Below are 18,436 nucleotides of genomic sequence, written 5' to 3' on the forward strand. Positions count from 1 at the left end.
TATTATGAAAAATACAACGATGTTTCCAAGAGAAGAACATGCAGATGTTTTGTTCCAGAAAATATTAAATGATCCATGGGCATGTGAAAAACTGCAGGAGACCTTTTGTAATTCTCTCGCGCTGAATGACGATACAGCTAATTCCCCTTCTGCATCCACATTTGCCAATGTCCTGTTTGATGCATACCACAACCGGGATTTGTCTGCATTTCTGATGGTAATCTGTCAGAATACACTGTTTGATCTGCTGCGGAATTCTTATCTGATTCCATACCGGTTCAATGCAGATGGGAAGCAAAACCCGATTATCATGACAGATACAGAAGGAAATCTGTTATCCGAATATAAAAAAACAGTTCATGAGAAAGAATATCATCATTTTCAGAACGTATGCAAAGAAATCGGTTCAACACAAAATATGTTCTTAGCACAGGCTTATCGGTACAGCCACGCATATACATCTGATTCTATGGACATCAAGCAGAAAAATCTGGAATCCTGCACCGGCGTTCTCCTGATTCGCGAGCTTCCAGACACGATCAAGCAAAAAGAAACCGAAGCTGAAGCCTATTCCGCAGTCTGGGATCTGATGGTAAAGCTGGAGAAGGAACTCCCGATGGCATTTGTATTTTACGGACAGGATACTCTGCTCGAACACAATGAGCATTTTGACGAGCTTGGAATCTTCCTGCCAAATTCCGTTTTTTTGAATAATCTAAAACGGCATATTACAAAAGCAGAGGCGATATTATATGAAGAAGAACGCTGATCCAACATCAACTTCCTATGTTGATATTATGGAAAAAAATCATATGGAGATCCCCTGGCATGATTATACTGGCGATGACAGCAACGTGCTTATCTCCGATGCAGGATTGATTGAAAAAGCATCCGTCATCGGTCGTGTCGGTCTGATCCTGCTTTCCTGTGGAACCGGAGCATGGCGTGTCCGTACATCCATGAACAAGCTTTCCAAAGAACTCGGTGTAACATGCACGGTCGATGTCGGTCTGATGTCCATTGAGTTTAACTGTTTTGATGGAAATGATTGTGTGTCCCAATCTTTAAGTATTGCAAATACAGGCGTAAACACATCCAAGCTTTACCGAATGGAGCGTTTCGTCGACAGCTTTCCGAATATCGAAGCCCATCTGACCGGTGAAGAAATCCATAAAAGGCTCGACGAAATCGAGAGAATCCATGCGCTTTACTCTCCTGTCAAATTAGGACTTGCAGCAGCACTCGCCTGCTGTGCATTTACATTTCTACTTGGCGGCGGTCCCGTGGAAATGATTCTTGCATTCATTGCTGCAGGTGTTGGTAATATCATACGAACAAAACTGATCAAGCATCATTTTACCTTATTTCTAAACATTGCTGCTTCTATCTCGGCTGCCTGTCTGATCTACACGATCTGTCTGAAGCTTGCCGAAATGCTGTTCCATGTGGCCGCGGTGCACGAAGCAGGTTATATATGCTCTATCCTGTTTATCATCCCTGGATTTCCATTTATTACAAGCGGCATTGACCTTGCAAAGCTGGATCTACGATCCGGTCTGGAACGACTGACTTATTCCATTATTATCGTTTTGGTTGCAACCATGTCTGCATGGATCATGGCTTTGCTGTTACATTTGCAGCCGCTGTCTTTCGCAGACATGCATATCAATGTATGGGTACATTTTATACTCCGGATAATTACCAGCTTCTGTGGTGTATTCGGATTTTCCCTGATGTTCAACAGTTCTGTTTCAATGGCATGCACGGCTGCAATGATTGGTGCTGTCGCAAATACACTCCGTCTGGAGCTCGTAGACCATTGTGGAATTCCTGCCGCTGTGGCTGCATTTCTTGGGGCACTGACAGCAGGACTGCTTGCATCCTTTATAAAGCAGAATCATGGATATCCAAGGATTTCACTTACAGTTCCTTCCATCGTTATTATGGTTCCGGGACTTTACTTATATCGTGCAATTTATAACTTTGGCATTATGTCTCTTACCGAAGCGGTCTCGTGGTTTACATCTGCAATTATGATCATCATTGCACTTCCACTCGGTCTGATCTCTGCAAGAATTCTGACTGACCGCACATTCCGGTACTGCACATAACACAAATTACCTTATCAAACAAAGGAGGACAAACAAATGCTTACAGCCGTAACAGGTATCAACTGGGGTGACGAAGGAAAAGGTCGTGTCATCGATCTATTAGCAGAGCAGGCGGATATCGTCGTCCGCTATCAAGGCGGAAATAACGCCGGTCACACCGTCGTTGTTGGTCGTGATAAATATGTATTAAATCTGCTTCCATCCGGGATTCTGCATCCGGATGTCACATGTGTTTTAGGGGATGGAATGGTCATTGACTTAGAGCATCTCACGAAGGAAATCGAGGCTCTGCGAGGAAAAGGTATTCCTATCACACCAGAAAATCTAAAGCTTTCCAAGCGTGCCACGATCTCTATGCCTTGGCACCGGGTGCAGGATGAACTAGAGGAAGCCCGGCTGGAAAAGGATGGTTCCGCCTTCGGTTCCACACGTCGCGGTATCGCCTATGCTTACAGCGACAAATATAGAAAGAAAACGCTCCGGCTTGGTGATCTGCTTCATCTGAACGAGGGCTATATACACAACCGGCTGCACATGATGCTGGATGCCAAAAACATGGAGCTTTCCGGCTGTTATCATCAGGAGCCAATGTCCTATCCGGCACTGCTCTCCTGGTGTGAGAAACAGGCGGCAGCATTCTCCGCATATATCTGCGATACCGGCGCATTCTTAAGAAATGCCCTTGCAGACCATAAAAAAGTGCTTTTGGAGGCACAGCTTGGTGCCATGCGTGATATTGACTATGGCATATTCCCATATACATCCAGCTCATCCACGATATCAGCCTATGGTCCGATCGGTGCCGGAATCCCCGGTGCTCCGCTCTCCCATGTCGTCGGTGTTCTGAAAGCATACTCGACCTGTGTCGGTGCTGGTCCATTTACCGCAGAGAAAGCAATGTCCGAATCATGGAAAGATGATCTTCGCCGTGCCGGCAATGAATACGGTGCTGCAACCGGACGTCCAAGACGTGTTGGTCCTTTCGATGCCGTTGCCAGCCGTTACGGACTCCAATGTCAGAACGCAGACCGGATTGCCCTGACAAAACTGGATGTATTAAGCTCCATGAAGGAAATTCCGATTATCACAGAATACCTACAGCACACGAAACATATTATGGATTTTGACCCAACAGATAATATGGATAATCTCCTGCCTGTCATCGATATCGTTCCTGGCTGGCAACAGGATATCTCGCATTGCTGTTCTTATGATGAACTGCCGGACAATGCAAAACGATATATAGAAACGATTGAAAAACTGCTTGATCACGAGATACAATTTATCTCAGTCGGTGCGGAACGAAATCAATACCTGACAAAAGGGGAATGGCTGTAAAGCCACTCCCCTTTGTTATGTGTACATCTTCACTCTTCTCTGATACTCTGCATACGTGAGCGGTGCTTTCTCACTCAGTATCTTTGATTTAATCACAGTTCCGATAAATAACGTATGGGAACCACAAGATATCTTCTCTGTCACCGTCGCTCCAAGCATCGCCACGCTCTGCCATCCGAGATACGGGATTCCCTGTTCATTGACCGGAAGCTCCAGTGTTTTCATTTTATCAACATCTCTTCCAGACTGATATCCAAAATGCTTGATTGTCTCGAAGGTGCATGTCTCATCTAAGATACTGACTGCAAATATCCCACTCTTTTTGAGTAACTCACATGTATAACTCTGATTGGAAACCGCAATTGCAATCTGTACCGGCTCGTGGCTGATCTGCATACATGTATCAATGATACAGCCATTTGCTTTTTTCTCCCACACCGTCGATAACATGTATAATCCATAGGTAATACACTGTGTTGCTGTCCGTTCCATCTTCCACATCTCCTATCTGATTTTGTTTCCGATAGTATGTGCAAAATGAGATTTTCTATAGATAAAATATTATCAATTTAAGCAAAAATGGTACAAAACAGATCATATATTGTCTATTTTGTACCATCATCAAAGGACAGGAAATAAGATTTAAAATCTGTATTTGGATTGTTCTAGCTCCACATTGCCTCGATCTCAGTCTTGGATACCACACCGACACTTTTCTTCACGATCTCGCCATCTTTGAACAGAATCAAAGTCGGGATGCTTGCCACGCCATAAGACATCGCAATATCCATCGCCTGATCGACATCGAGCTTGCAGACCTTGACCTTTCCTTCATACTCGTCCGCAATCTCAGAAACCGTTGGTGCCAGCATCTTACACGGGCCACACCATGTTGCCCAGAAATCTACGAGCACGAGTCCCTTTGCATCGAGTACTTCTGCCTTAAAATTATCGTTATTTAAAATTACTTCTGCCATTTTCATTCACTCCTTATCTTTTGATTTATGTTACCCTTTGCTGCTTCCTTTTAATCACGCTACCACGCTTCACCCGGATATTTCATGCCCCAGTCTTTCCGAAGCTTCGTCATGATTTCCATTACATCCCTGGAATACGCAAGCTGCATCGCGGATGCATCCCCGCTTTTTACTGCCTGTTCCATATCCTGCATCTCATAGTACAGCGCATCCGCAGTATCTCCGGCTGTAATCTCCGTCTGCGCGCCACTTTCGGCATCCACGATGACTGCCTTATCCGCGCGCGGATATTCCATGATCTCGATATATCCTTTTTCCAGACTGATCATCGCACGCTTTGGCTGTTTTGAATGCATCGAGAGTGCAACCGTTGCCATCTGCCCCTGGGCATTCTTGAGCAGAATTGTTGCCTGCTCATCCGAACCGGTCGGAGAAGGCTTCCACTGGCTCACGATCTCATCCGGCTGTTCGTCCAGAAAACTCCGGACGATTGACAATGCATATACGCCGATATCAAGCATCGCGCCACCGGCAAGATTCATATTGAAGAACCGGTTAGACATATCATATTCCTTGAAGCTTCCGAAATTCATCGTGATGATCTGCACCTTTCCAAGCTCACCACTTTGCACGATATCCCACAGCTTCTTGTAGATTGGCATATGCCAGATCGTCATTGCTTCTGCAAGCACAAGCTTTTTTTCTTTCGCAAGCGCGATCATATCATCCAATTCTCTGCTGTTAAGCGTAATTGATTTTTCAACAAGCAGATGCTTTCCATACATCAGCGCCTGCTTCATAAATGCATAATGTGTATTATGCGGACTCGTAATATAGATGATATCTACATCCGCATCCAAAAACATATCATCGATCGTATCATATACTTTGGAAACACCATATTTTTCAGCAAATGCAACCGCCTTCTCATGCGTCCGGTTTCCAACTGCATATAACGATTTTCCCATCTTCTGCAATGCCTGTGCCATCTCATTTGCGATCACGCCGGTACCAAGCACTGCCCAATTCAACGTATCCTGCATCCACTTTACTCCTCATCTTTCACTAATATGTTTCAATACCATTAAAATAATCTTTTACCATCTTCACCACGACACCCGACAACAGGAATACCGCAATCAGGTTCGGGATTACCATCAAACCATTAAATGTCTCCGCGATGCTCCAGAGGAGCCCGAGATTCATCGTTGCACCAACGATTGCAACCAGGGAATACACAAGCATGAACGGTTTATTTACCCGTGTACCAAACAGAAATTCAATACATCGGACACCGTAAAGTCCCCAGCCGATGATTGTTGAAAATGCAAAACAACACATTGCAATCGCTGTGAAGATGGATACCCAGCCACCATAAGTCGCAGTGAATCCACTGATTGTAAGCTCTGCGCCTGCCGCCTCTCCATATCCAATCGGAACTTTACTGCATAAGATTACAAGTGCGGTCAATGTACAGATCACTATCGTATCAACAAATACTTCGAAGATTCCGAAGAATCCCTGCTTTACCGGTTTTCTTGTATCTGCACATGCATGTGCGATTGAACCGGTACCAAGACCAGCCTCGTTCGAGAAGATACCACGGGAAACACCTTTCTTCATACTCATGAAGAAGCTTCCAACGACGCCACCAGTCACAGATGCCGGGTTAAATGCGCCTTCAAAGATGGATGCAAATACCGTTGGCACGTTCTTGACATTCAGCAGCACAACTCCGATTGCAAGCACAATATACATTACTGCCATAAACGGTACCAGTTTCTCTGTTACCTGTCCGATCCGCTTAATTCCGCCGAGCAGAATGAGCGCAATCAGGATTGCAAGCACAATTCCGATAATGAGATTCAGGGTAGAAACCTGATTCTCGGAAATTACATTATAATTAAACAATGCTGAGTCAATCGCCGTTGTGATCGTATTGACCTGCGTTGCATTTCCCGTACCAAATACCGTCAATACGCCAAATGCAGAGAACAGATATGCCAGCCATTGCCAGTGCTTCTTCAATCCATTCTTAATATAATACATCGGTCCACCGACATAATCGCCATCTTTATTTTTCTCGCGAAAATGCACCGCAAGTGTAACCTCTGCAAACTTCGTACACATACCGAGCAGTGCAGATATCCACATCCAGAAAATCGCACCAGGACCTCCGATGGCGATAGCTCCGGCTACTCCGGCTACATTTCCGGTTCCAACCGTTGCCGCAAGTGCCGTACAGACTGCCTGAAACGGTGTGAGCGCACCGTCGCCCGCTTCCTTCTTCTTGAACATTCGTCCGAATGTCACCTTCATGGCATACGGAAACTTCCGTATCTGTAAAAACCGGGTACGAAAGCTCAAATATAACCCAACACCGATAATACAGATCATCGCCGGGACGCCCCAGATAAAATTATTGATCACACTATTGACTGCGTCTACTTTTTCTAACATTGATAAACTCCTATTCTAAAAGCCTTCCTTCTTTCGCTGTTTCCGAAGCTCGCTGCGTTTCTTTCCGGTCTCCCATTCCGCTTCTTCCACAACTGTCTCTAATTTCAATCTTGGTACCCGCCGCGGCTTATTATCCTCATCCAATGCAACCAGTGTCAGATATGCACGGTTCACCGGATAACGCATCCCATCTATCTTCTCTAAATAGGAATCCACGCGGATTTCCATCGACGAATTTCCGACATAGGTTACGCGTCCGATCAATACGACAATATCATGCTGACGAAGGCTACGCAGAAAAGTCAGATTATCTACCGATGCTGTGAGCACATGTCCCTCAGAATGCCGCATAGCCGTAAGACCTGCCACCTCGTCAATCCAGCCCATCAGTATTCCACCAAACATCACATCTGCGCCATTTAAATGTTCCGGACGAATCTCATGAAACTGTTCTGTCAGAGAATCCGCAACCCGTTTTTCTTTTATTTGCTCTTCCATGCTGTCATTCCTTTCCTGCTCTCATCCGATCAACTCATACTGTAGAAATTCATACTTTAATTTCGAGCCTTCCCCAATATTCTCCGGCAACAACGCTCTTGCAACCAGTTTCAGATCATCGGACTCAATATCCGTCCGTTTGAGATTTGCATAATCTCCATCTATGCTTACTACTTCATAATACCATGTTTCCATACGATAGCTCCCTATATCATCTTAATCCATAATGCTTATTGTATCATACTTCATCACACACCGACGTGATGACCTGTGCATATCAGCGTGCTTCATTATATCATGTCACCGGATTATTTTCATCTTTTAATTCCATTTTTCTACAATTTTATGTCATGATACATACGCCCCGCAGTTGCCTTTTTCCCTTCAAAATGCTAAGATATTTCCAGTTAAAAAACACATATATAAGAAAGGAATGTCCCATGCCTGTAAATAAAAATAACGGTTACCATACATTATCCAAAGATTTATCAGAACGTATCGAACAGGATCGCGCGAATCACTGGGTCAATCCATATGCCTGCCCGGATTCTGCCATCATCCGTCGTTTTGACGATCATGACAAGCCACATCTCTGGCGTCCTGCTTTCGTTATGGATGTCGAGAAAATCCTGCACAACAATTATTATAACCGATATTCGGATAAAACGCAGGTTATCTCCTGCTATAAAAATGACGATATCTCCAGGCGTGCGTTACATGTGCAGCTCGTCTCCCGTATCGCACGTACTATCGGCATGACACTTGGCTTAAACCTGGATCTGATTGAAGCGATTTCCCTTGGACATGATATCGGTCACACTCCGTTCGGACATGCCGGGGAGCGTTTCTTAAATGCACTTTATAACGGGCATACCGGACGATTGTTCAATCATAATATTCACAGTGCACGTGTCCTGGATCATCTGATTTTCCGGAATGTAAGCCTGCAGGTATTAGACGGTGTCATCTGCCATAATGGTGAGCTTGAGCAGCAGGAATATAAACCAAAGCGCTTTTCTGCCACGGATCCATGGGGAGAATTTGATACCAATCTCGAAGACTGCTACACCGATCCTTCTGCGAACAAACGACAGATTCCCGGCACACTGGAGGGCTGTATCATGCGGATCAGTGACATTATTGCATATCTTGGCAAGGACCGGCAGGACGCATTAAAGATTGGTCTGATTGAAAATAATAACCACTTTACTTCCGGTACGCTTGGCACAACCAATGCACAGATTATCAATAATATGACAGTCAGCATCATAGAGCACAGCTATGGAAAACCTTATATCAGTATGGATAAAGATGTATACGAAACTTTTTCAAAGGCGAAAACAGAAAACTATCAGACAATATATAACAATCCGCAGTTAAATGATATGTACAACAACAATATCCGTCCGATGTTCCACGATATGTATGAAGCACTTCTCACACAGGCAAAAAGGATGGACCAATCATCCATCCTTTACAAACATCATATTAATTATATCCGAAGTGCCAACCAATATAGTCATTATTTTAATATTGATAAATACATGGAGCACTACCTGAGTCAGGATCCGAATGAAATTGTCGTTGATTTCATGGCAAGCATGACCGATGATTATTTTATTGATCTGTACAACTACCTGTTTCCAAACGGATCCTACAAGGTTGACTATATCGGGTATTTCGACTAATGCATCAACAAGGACGTATACAATCATTTCATAATTGTATACGTCTTATTTTTTTCCGGAATTCATCGAATTGATATGGTTTCTTACGAAACCACAAGGATGTCTTCTAATCCGGAATAATCTCGATATATACCTGATCATATTTGTGCTTTAATTCCTGCTTGATCTCATCCCTTACCTGATGCAGGATGCTGATATGTATCACATCTGTCTGGTTGCCGATATAGACTTCCACCCAGATCTTCCGTCCCGTCTGGATCACATCAAGGAATGTCACTTCGTATGGATAATCCTTCATATGCTTATCTACGATGGAACGGATCTGGTTCAACACCTCTTCCTCCGGTGCAAACAAAACCAGATTCTTGATGCTCTGGAAGATCACAACGACCGGCTCCCGGATCAGCAAAATCGCCATCACTGCCGCTACTGCCGGATCAATATATGGTGTCAGGAAATGAAGCTTCGTATGAAGCAGCAACACCTGTACCACAAATGCAACCGCCACACCCAGGCTGCTCACAACATCCAGCTTCCACATATAGAGCTCTGCTTTGATCGTCTCTGACTCGTATTTCTTACTGTAATGATTCAGTACGAGATACATCGCTGCACATCCTATGCAGACAAGGAACTCAAACACTGCAATCTTCCCAGCATTTACCTCATGTCCGCCATGCACGAGCAGCTTTACGTTCTCCACAAGCAGATTACAAGTGAGTGCCAGCAAGACGCTGTACTTCACGAGCAGGAATAGCGATTCTACCTGTGAGTATCCATATGGGTGTTTCTCCGTAACCGGCTTATACAGAAGCGGCACCAACACAAGAAACGGTCCGATCATAACAAGATCTGCCGCATCAAACAAACAGTCCGTAAGCAGCGAATGCGAATGCGTGATCCACGCCATAACTCCTTCCGCTATAATAAATAAAAGGCTTCCAAGAAAAGATAATCGTAATATCTTCTTCTCTATCTTCAACTTATCTTTCTTCATATATATTTTCCTCTTCCCATTCTCGCCTTTTACTATAACATAAAAATCCCGTTTGGAAAATATACCAAACGGGATTGCTTTATTTTTTTTATGACATACACAAGTAAATCATTACTTATGGAAGCCAGCTTATACGAACCTCTTTCAGCTGTCCGGTTACATCATTAAACTCGAACTCATATCCACTGTCACCCATATACACTTCTGATTCTATCATATACTTTACATTTTTCCCATCCTCTTCAGCATTTTCACTGCTATTTTCCAGCAGCTCATCCTTTGTAAGGGTAGTAGGGAATGAAAAATGTACCTTTTTTGCTCCATCTATCATATATTCACTGATTTCAGCATTCATGGAAGCATCATAATCCGGCTGTGGTACATAGAGGTGCGAATATCTCACATATGAAAGCACACAGTCCTCAGCCTTCTGCTCGCTGTCAGTGAAATTACCAAATTTAAACTGCATTGTTACATAATCGTTGATAGATGCCTGATACCTCTCAGTTTCATAATTTACATTTACATTGTTGCCACTGTTGTTAAGGTCACTCTCATCAAATGGAATACCTGCATCTATAAGATCCTTGAGTGTTGATTCTCCTAATATGAGCTTCGTACCATTGTACACAAATGATCTGTTGTCCATATCTGCATATTTCTCGCTGAGTCCCTGCTCCAATGTGAAATCATCATATACCGGAAGCGTAAACTCCGTTGATTCATCATATGTATCAGCAATATCCTCCGTATCATCTGCCGATATATCAGCAGCATCTTCTCCTGTAGTATTTTTCTCCGTTACAGTTACCTGTTCTGTTGCCTCTGTCTTCTCTGCTTTGTTGTCCGACTCGTCTGTCCCACAGCCAACAAGAGACATTCCAAGTACTACTGTGACAAGTCCCAGCTGCAGCATCCTTCTGTTTTTCATATAGTATGTTCCTCCTTGATAAAAATATGTTTTCGGATTTATTATCACTTATCACCCGAAATCTGTCGAGGTTAAATCAGTAGCATCCATGCAACCAGTGGTAGCAATGATTGATTTTTGCAATTTTTATCACTTTTTATCAATCAATATATATTTTTTAATTTTCTCACTCCTCAGTAATGCTCATAAACCTTGTATATGTCTTAGGGTTCATTATCTCCGGAGAATCATCAGCAAATCCATTTATGCTGTATATATTGCCATCTTCAAGATCTGTATACGCATTAAAGTAATACGAAGTCTTCCTTGTGCCGTTCCGTATACGCAATATGGAATAGGCATAATAATAGTAAATTTTTCCCTTTTCCTCATACTGTCCTTCGGCTGTAACCTTGGAAATCCCGGCAGAGTTGCTGTCTTCTGCCATATCAGCTGCACTCTTCCATGTATACGGAATAACAGACACTATCACCTGTGATTTATCAGCCTCAGAATAATAAGATTTCCCAGTCTGATCATCTCTTAGAAGTATGAAATTCTCTGGAATTTCATAGGATACATATATATCTTCATTTGCAATGCTGTCCACAAGCTCTGCATCAGTATATTCTTCTTTCACGACATCTGAACTGAATGTGCCTGAATACCCATCTGCCTGCCAGTATGAGCCTGTCATATCATTTGTCTCATCCGTAGGAACTGCACTGGAAGTAACACAAGCTGCCTCATCAATGGCCTTTTCATACATATCATTTCTCGATGCAGTATCCATGGCAGCTATATCTGTTCCATCAAATCTTACCACTGTGAGAAACCGTTTATCATCTCCTGCATCTGAAATGAGCACACAGAAATATGAACTGTCATATTCAGCGCCACGTTCCTCCTTCATGCTCACTATATATCTTATATACTCCCTGTCATCCACACGAATCTTCTCGGGATACTGTTCCATCGTATAGCCGGATTCCTTCATATGTTGTACACGTCCGTCTCTGTCATTCCAGAAATCATCAGCAGAATCATCCTCAACATCTATCTGTACCAGATACTCGTCGGTACTTCTTATGTTGAGACAGCCACTTTCATGTATAATAGCTATTCCTACTGGTTTTACGGAAAAAGCATATCCCTTAAATACGATATGCCACAGTTCAGAGTACAACGTCTCATCTTCTGTCTGATCATGGTTTTTCAGATTGATTACGCCCATAAAATCCAAAGCAGCAGCTATTGCACCTGCAAATATAACGACAGATATAATCACATATAATACCTTTTTAAATTTCTTCATCCGCTTTTTCATCCTCAAGTATTATCTGAAGTATTTCCTCTTTCTTTATTCTTTGCATCTCGGATCCTGTAAGTATCAGAAGGATAATCATTACAATCACAAAAACCGCAACAAAAATCAGCGTCGACAGGCTGTAGTTCAAAAACAATCCTGAATTATCATTTCCTGTGTAACACTGTATATAATCTCCATCCCGTATTCCAGGCACATCAAGCCATACAGTATTCATTATCTTTCTTCCATCATCATCAAAATAACACAGATCAGCCTTTGTATACTGCTGGTACACCTTCTCAACACGTACATTATCGTTTTTATCTTTATGGTTGCTCCACTCATTCCTGACAAACAACACTGCCATCATAACAATGGAAAATATACATATAACTGTCATAATTCCAAATATTACTTTAAGCCTCATGAACCGGTTCCTGCCTCGAAGATTTTTCATGTGCACTATATTGTTTGATGCTAAATTCTCCTGAGTCAGTTCACCCTGTTTTTTTCTTTCTTCTCCATATATAAGCTCATCCATCTGAACATCAAGTATCTCACATATACACACAAGTCTGTCAAGATCCGGATATGCCTTATCTCTCTCCCATTTGGACACTGCCTGTCTGCTTACACCTATCTTATCAGCAAATTCTTCCTGACTCAGTTCGGCTTTCTTACGATATTCCTGTATTCTGGATCCTATATACAACATCCTTTTCCCTCCTCTTAATAGTCGGCGTTTCTCTTAACTCTTCAAAATGAAACGGAGCCCCTGTCACTGCAACATAAAATGGCAAAGGACTCCTATGAAGTTTTCCATCAGTCCTCTTTTGTAGTAAAATTTGATGAGATACTCTGGTAATGAATCCATGTTTGTGACAACAAATGTGTACATGTAAACCATCTGGTTTTCCGGCTTTTCACCCTTGCATACCACACGCCTTTCATAAGGCCATCAGCCAGTTTCACAGCTATGCCGTAAATAATCATATATATTTAATTCTCAATACCCAACCACATCATACTTCGGATTGCTCTCCTGATCCTCATACATGACAACAAGCTTGTCCTCACATACCATAATTGAAAAGATGTAGGTCGGATCAGTATATGCAACCGATTCATAGCAATCCGCATATCGCTTTAGAACTTTTTCATTATTGCCATTCAAATCCGTCTGTATCAATTCTGTATTTCCATTTTCCTGTTTCAGATAAAACAGTTTATCACCATAGGAATTATACTCCAGAACATGTTCCGATATTGTTATATACTGTGTTTCATTGGACTCTTGTTTCTGGTCTGTTTTCTCACACTTTTTTAACGTATACATCCCATTCTCATCTATACATAACAGATATCTGTTTCCATTTTTCCTGATACTTTTTTCACCATATTCATTATAGACAGCTTCCAGATAATAACTATCATCATCATAGATAATCTCAGCATAAAAATCCTTTGCACGACTATAAGCTTGGCCAATAAATTTTCCCAGATATAATTCCTTCTTATCTATATTTATCTGACTCTCTATTTTTACCCTATATACATCAAAATACTCATAATCATCGTCTACAGGAGTCTCATAATAGAGATATCCATCTTTTATTGCGCAATAAAAAGCTGAATCTGTATATGGTTCATCTACATTTCCATTTTCCACATTTATCCGGCTTAAGAAATAAGCATCCTGTAAATAATATGTAAAATATACATATCCGTCGTAGTAATCTAACCGGTAAATGCGTCCTGTTTCCTCACTGTCATCCATCATCCATGCCTTCCTGATGTCATCGAGTGTAATGATTGTCGACATGTCGCCTTCTTCACCAACCTTGCAGATTGCATTCTCAGTTTTATGAAAGAAAAACAGTTCATCCCCATTTGCCACTGCACGCTCGTTGTAATTCATTACTTTATCCTCATATGTTGCATCCGGACCGTGTTCTTCTTTTGAATATGCACCATAGAATGATTTGTAATTATTGTAAATAACAAAATTCTTTCCAACAAAAAATGCGGATACACACACGAACGCAATTCCCACAACCAGAGACGATATATGAACCGCTTTGGTCTCCTTATCAAACAAATTCTTATTTCGCCGATACTCGTATATGTGGATAAGCAAAACAATTATCATCACAGCTATTCGCACAAAATACAAAACTGTACTTTGTTCTGCATAAACATGTGCCTTAAAACAATACATATTGCTTATAAAATCGACAATCAAAACTACAATTATTGTCACATCCGCGAACAAATCCAGACGCGCCGAAGTTTTTTCATTTACCTTCTGCATAATCCATGCCAGAACATAGCACACCAATGCGCAGGTAAATAACACGTCCAGTCCTAGCCAGAAATTTGCACCATACACTTTAACAAAATCATCCAGATTGCAAAGTCTGGCATACTTCGTGTAAAAAGCAAGCCCAAATGGATATTCTTCTCTCCACAATGGTGATGCACCGATTAACTGTTTCAATGCCTGACATGCCACAATCATTGCAATCAGACGTACAAACCAGATTCTGTGATATGTGATTATTTTCTTCTGTTCATCTTCCAGCATTATACTCCCCCCTGTTTTCGTTCTTTTACTTTATTTCAATTTTTGTAACCATATCAAGTATACACAAAATACATATACTTGTCATTCACAAAATGGAGTCAAGCAAAAAAATCCCCTACACTCCATTATGAAGTATAGGGGATTCCTTTATTTGATTACGAAATCAAAATATCTACCATATGTGGTGTATCCTACTTATTAGCGATTGCAGCCTGAGCAGCAGCAAGTCTAGCGATAGGTACACGGAATGGTGAACATGATACATAATCAAGACCAATCTTGTGGCAGAACTCAACAGATGAAGGATCTCCACCGTGCTCACCACAGATACCGATATGAAGCTTTGGATTTACTGGCTTACCAAGCTTAACTGCCATATCCATGAGCTTACCAACACCTGTCTGGTCAAGCTTAGCAAATGGATCGTTCTCGAAGATCTTAGCATCATAGTAAGCATTGAGGAACTTACCAGCATCATCTCTTGAGAAACCAAATGTCATCTGAGTCAGATCGTTTGTACCGAAGCAGAAGAAGTCAGCTTCCTTAGCGATGTCATCAGCTGTAAGAGCAGCTCTAGGAATCTCGATCATTGTACCAACTTCGTACTTCAGGTCTACGCCTGCAGCAGCGATCTCAGCATCAGCAGTCTCAACAACTGTCTTCTTAACATACTTAAGTTCCTTAACCTCACATACAAGTGGGATCATGATCTCTGGCTCAACATTCCAATCCGGATGTGCCTTCTGAACTTCGATAGCTGCACGGATAACTGCCTTTGTCTGCATCTTAGCGATTTCCGGATAAGTAACAGCAAGACGGCATCCTCTGTGACCCATCATAGGGTTGAACTCATGAAGTGAGTTGCAAAGAGCCTTGATCTCATCAACTGTCTTATTCTTAGCCTTAGCAAGCTTCTCGATATCAGCATCCTCTGTAGGAACGAACTCATGAAGAGGTGGATCCAAGAATCTGATTGTAACAGGATTTCCTTCAAGTGCCTCATAGAGTGCCTTGAAGTCATTCTGCTGATATGGAAGGATCTTGTCCAGAGCTTCTTCTCTCTCTTCTACTGTATCAGAGCAGATCATCTCACGGAATGCTGCGATTCTCTCTGGATCGAAGAACATATGCTCTGTACGGCAAAGACCGATACCTTCTGCACCAAGCTCACGAGCCTTCTTAGCATCTGCCGGTGTATCAGCATTTGTTCTAACCTTCAATGTTCTATACTTATCAGCCCATGCCATAACTCTACCGAATGTACCAGCGATAGAAGCATCAACTGTCTTGATAACTCCATCATAGATGTTACCTGTTGTACCATCGATTGAAATGAAGTCACCTTCCTTAAATGTCTTACCTGCAAGTGTGAACTGCTTGTTTTCCTCATCCATGATGATGTCGCCACAACCAGATACACAACATGTACCCATACCACGAGCAACTACGGCTGCGTGAGATGTCATACCACCACGAACTGTCAGGATACCCTGAGCAGACTTCATACCTGTGATATCTTCTGGAGATGTCTCAAGACGAACAAGAACTACCTTCTCGCCTCTTGCTGCCCATGCCTCTGCATCGTCAGCTGTAAATACAACCTTACCACATGCAGCACCAGGAGAAGCACCAAGACCCTTACCCATAGGTGTAGCTGCCTTAAGAGCTGCTGCATCAAACTGTGGGTGAAGAAGTGTATCAAGGTTACGAGGATCGATCATAGCAACTGCTTCTTCCTCTGTCTTATGTCCCTCATCTACAAGGTCACAAGCGATCTGAAGAGCTGCCTGAGCTGTTCTCTTACCATTTCTACACTGAAGCATGTAAAGCTTCTTATTCTCAACTGTGAACTCCATATCCTGCATATCATGGTAGTGATTCTCAAGTGTCTCACATACCTGAATGAACTCTGCATATGCTTCTGGGAATTCCTGCTCCATCTGAGCGATTGGCATTGGTGTACGAACACCGGCAACTACGTCCTCGCCCTGTGCGTTGATAAGGAACTCACCCATAAGCTTCTTCTCACCTGTTGCAGGGTCACGAGTAAATGCAACACCTGTACCAGACTCGTTGTTCAGGTTACCGAATACCATAGGCATTACGTTAACGGCTGTACCCCATGAATAAGGGATATCGTTATCTCTTCTGTATACGTTTGCACGAGGGTTATCCCATGAACGGAATACTGCCTCGATAGCAAGCTTCAACTGCTCTACAGGATCTGAAGGGAAGTCTGTACCAAGCTGATTCTTGTACTCAGCCTTGAACTGCTCTGCAAGAGTCTTAAGATCTGCTGCTGTAAGCTCAACGTCGAACTTAACACCCTTCTCTTCCTTCATCTTGTCGATCAGCTGCTCGAAGTACTTCTTACCAACTTCCATAACAACGTCTGAGAACATCTGGATGAAACGTCTGTAAGAATCATATACGAAACGCTCAAATGCTGGATCTGGGTTACCAGCGATCATAGCTGCAACTACCTCGTCGTTCAAACCGAGGTTCAAGATTGTATCCATCATACCAGGCATAGAAGCTCTGGCACCTGAACGTACAGAAACAAGCAATGGATTCTTGAGATCGCCAAACTTCTTGCCGTTGATCTCCTCCATCTTCTTAACACCTTCCATAGCCTGAGCCATGATCTCATCATTAATCTTACGACCATCCTCATAGTACTGTGTACAAGCTTCTGTTGTAATTGTGAATCCCTGTGGTACCGGAAGACCAATTGTTGTCATCTCTGCAAGGTTGGCACCCTTACCACCAAGAAGATTACGCATGGTCATGTCGCCTTCGCTAAACATATAAACCCACTTGTTTGCCATTTGTCATATACCTCCTAAGTAATCAAATTTCTGCGATAGCAGACTATGGCACGTCCCCATCACACTGCAAGAAATTATAACATAATTTTCACAATTGATAAAGGCATTTTTATAAATATTTAGTAAAATCGCCATAAAAAAACATAAAAAGAAAGGCAATTGGTTTTCCGGACGTATTTTACGCGGAAATCAACTGCCTTTTTTATTTTCTTTTCAGTCCGGGCTGCTCATATCTACTGCTGCGGCAAATCTGTTCCGGACACTTCCGTATCGTCTGTCGGGGTGCCGGTTGTTTCTTCCGGGTTCTGGACTTCCATCTTCTCCGGTGCATCTTTCACCCTCTCGAAAACCATGCTTTCTGTATCCATTGATACGGTGAGCATTCCATTTTCCACGGTAAAAGCAATTTCCTCATCATCCGAATAAAGCATGCCTTCCTTCCATTGAAACTGCTCTGTCTCCTCCCCGAAGCCAAGGCTTGCCGTGCCATCCGCATACAACGTAAGTGCCATGGAATCCAGCCCATATGACACGATATCGTCGTGAGAATAGCTGTCCCCGTCCGACTCCATGGAATACAGATGGTATACCCCCGCAGCCGAAGCCTTCTTCTCTGATTTTGCACAGGCCGCGAAGATACACATGCATCCCACAAGTAAAAATGAAAGTACGATCATGCGAAGCGCCGTTTGTCGTGTTCTCATGTTGCCGTCCTCTCGTACAACTTGGTTTCTAT

General features: G+C 42.6%; 17 protein-coding genes and 1 pseudogene. 4 read left to right on the top strand and 14 right to left on the bottom strand.

The features are described from left to right. Positions 1 to 4: 4 nt before the first annotated feature. The 3 genes from AAAT93_RS02175 to AAAT93_RS02185 are packed head-to-tail and all read left to right on the top strand — an operon-like array spanning position 5 to position 3,449. Complete coding sequence (locus tag AAAT93_RS02175) at positions 5 to 769, top strand: DUF4866 domain-containing protein (protein WP_227573516.1); 765 nt, start codon at positions 5 to 7, stop codon at positions 767 to 769. Beyond that, positions 753 to 2,111, top strand: a complete 1,359-nt coding sequence (locus tag AAAT93_RS02180) for a threonine/serine ThrE exporter family protein (protein WP_227573515.1) — start codon at positions 753 to 755, stop codon at positions 2,109 to 2,111. Before AAAT93_RS02175 ends, AAAT93_RS02180 begins: the two co-directional genes overlap by 17 nt. A gap of 36 nt (positions 2,112 to 2,147) precedes the next feature. After that, positions 2,148 to 3,449, top strand: a complete 1,302-nt coding sequence (locus AAAT93_RS02185) for an adenylosuccinate synthase (RefSeq protein ID WP_227573514.1) — start codon at positions 2,148 to 2,150, stop codon at positions 3,447 to 3,449. Positions 3,450 to 3,464: 15 nt separating this feature from the next. On the opposite strand, the gene AAAT93_RS02190 is transcribed toward AAAT93_RS02185, so the two are convergent. The 6 genes from AAAT93_RS02190 to AAAT93_RS02215 form a co-directional block, all read right to left on the bottom strand. Then, positions 3,465 to 3,941 (bottom strand): flavin reductase family protein, encoded by a 477-nt coding sequence (locus AAAT93_RS02190; RefSeq protein ID WP_021985056.1) that lies wholly within the window; start codon positions 3,939 to 3,941, stop codon positions 3,465 to 3,467. A 173-nt stretch (positions 3,942 to 4,114) separates the two neighbouring features. Beyond that, positions 4,115 to 4,426, bottom strand: coding sequence for a thioredoxin (gene trxA, locus AAAT93_RS02195; protein ID WP_118373380.1), 312 nt, complete (start codon positions 4,424 to 4,426; stop codon positions 4,115 to 4,117). A 59-nt stretch (positions 4,427 to 4,485) separates the two neighbouring features. Next, on the bottom strand, positions 4,486 to 5,469 hold the full coding sequence (locus AAAT93_RS02200) for a Gfo/Idh/MocA family protein (protein WP_227573513.1): 984 nt from the start codon (positions 5,467 to 5,469) through the stop codon (positions 4,486 to 4,488). Positions 5,470 to 5,491: 22 nt separating this feature from the next. Continuing rightward, positions 5,492 to 6,886 carry an alanine/glycine:cation symporter family protein gene (locus AAAT93_RS02205; protein WP_118373381.1) on the bottom strand — a complete coding sequence of 465 codons (1,395 nt, stop codon included), beginning with the start codon at positions 6,884 to 6,886 and terminating at the stop codon, positions 5,492 to 5,494. A 15-nt stretch (positions 6,887 to 6,901) separates the two neighbouring features. Next, positions 6,902 to 7,384, bottom strand: a complete 483-nt coding sequence (locus tag AAAT93_RS02210; protein WP_227573512.1) for an acyl-CoA thioesterase — start codon at positions 7,382 to 7,384, stop codon at positions 6,902 to 6,904. A 21-nt stretch (positions 7,385 to 7,405) separates the two neighbouring features. Then, positions 7,406 to 7,579, bottom strand: a complete 174-nt coding sequence (locus AAAT93_RS02215) for a hypothetical protein (protein ID WP_021985064.1) — start codon at positions 7,577 to 7,579, stop codon at positions 7,406 to 7,408. A 245-nt stretch (positions 7,580 to 7,824) separates the two neighbouring features. On the opposite strand from AAAT93_RS02215, the gene AAAT93_RS02220 reads away from it, so the two are divergent. Beyond that, positions 7,825 to 9,072: a deoxyguanosinetriphosphate triphosphohydrolase family protein gene (locus AAAT93_RS02220; protein WP_021985065.1), complete on the top strand. Its 1,248-nt coding sequence runs from the start codon at positions 7,825 to 7,827 to the stop codon at positions 9,070 to 9,072. A 106-nt stretch (positions 9,073 to 9,178) separates the two neighbouring features. Here the strand turns inward: AAAT93_RS02220 and AAAT93_RS02225 are convergent, their stop codons facing one another. The 8 genes and pseudogenes from AAAT93_RS02225 to AAAT93_RS02260 form a co-directional block, all read right to left on the bottom strand. Continuing rightward, entirely contained in the window at positions 9,179 to 10,069 is an 891-nt protein-coding gene (locus tag AAAT93_RS02225) for a cation diffusion facilitator family transporter (RefSeq protein WP_021985066.1), read from the bottom strand. A gap of 115 nt (positions 10,070 to 10,184) precedes the next feature. Beyond that, positions 10,185 to 11,000, bottom strand: coding sequence for a hypothetical protein (locus AAAT93_RS02230; RefSeq protein WP_227573511.1), 816 nt, complete (start codon positions 10,998 to 11,000; stop codon positions 10,185 to 10,187). 166 nt (positions 11,001 to 11,166) lie between these two features. Next, positions 11,167 to 12,294 carry a hypothetical protein gene (locus AAAT93_RS02235; protein ID WP_227573510.1) on the bottom strand — a complete coding sequence of 376 codons (1,128 nt, stop codon included), beginning with the start codon at positions 12,292 to 12,294 and terminating at the stop codon, positions 11,167 to 11,169. Then, the gene (locus AAAT93_RS02240) at positions 12,281 to 13,003 is read right to left on the bottom strand and encodes a helix-turn-helix domain-containing protein (RefSeq protein WP_021985069.1); all 723 of its coding nucleotides are present in this window, start codon (positions 13,001 to 13,003) and stop codon (positions 12,281 to 12,283) included. The genes AAAT93_RS02235 and AAAT93_RS02240 overlap by 14 nt, the downstream gene beginning before the upstream one ends. 93 nt (positions 13,004 to 13,096) lie before the next feature. Beyond that, a pseudogene (locus AAAT93_RS02245) lies at positions 13,097 to 13,246 on the bottom strand (transposase); the annotation flags it as partial. A gap of 48 nt (positions 13,247 to 13,294) precedes the next feature. Beyond that, a complete protein-coding gene (locus AAAT93_RS02250; RefSeq protein WP_227573509.1) occupies positions 13,295 to 14,872 on the bottom strand; it encodes a DUF5050 domain-containing protein in 1,578 nt (525 codons plus the stop codon). A 191-nt stretch (positions 14,873 to 15,063) separates the two neighbouring features. Then, a complete protein-coding gene (gene ppdK, locus AAAT93_RS02255; RefSeq protein ID WP_021985071.1) occupies positions 15,064 to 17,700 on the bottom strand; it encodes a pyruvate, phosphate dikinase in 2,637 nt (878 codons plus the stop codon). Between the two features lie 233 nt (positions 17,701 to 17,933). Next, a complete protein-coding gene (locus AAAT93_RS02260; RefSeq protein WP_118373383.1) occupies positions 17,934 to 18,404 on the bottom strand; it encodes a hypothetical protein in 471 nt (156 codons plus the stop codon). Between the last annotated feature and the right edge of the window lie 32 nt (positions 18,405 to 18,436).

Source organism: Coprococcus hominis (ex Arizal et al. 2022) (assembly GCF_040094675.1).
Taxonomy (GTDB): Bacteria; Bacillota; Clostridia; order Lachnospirales; family Lachnospiraceae; genus Coprococcus_C; species Coprococcus_C hominis.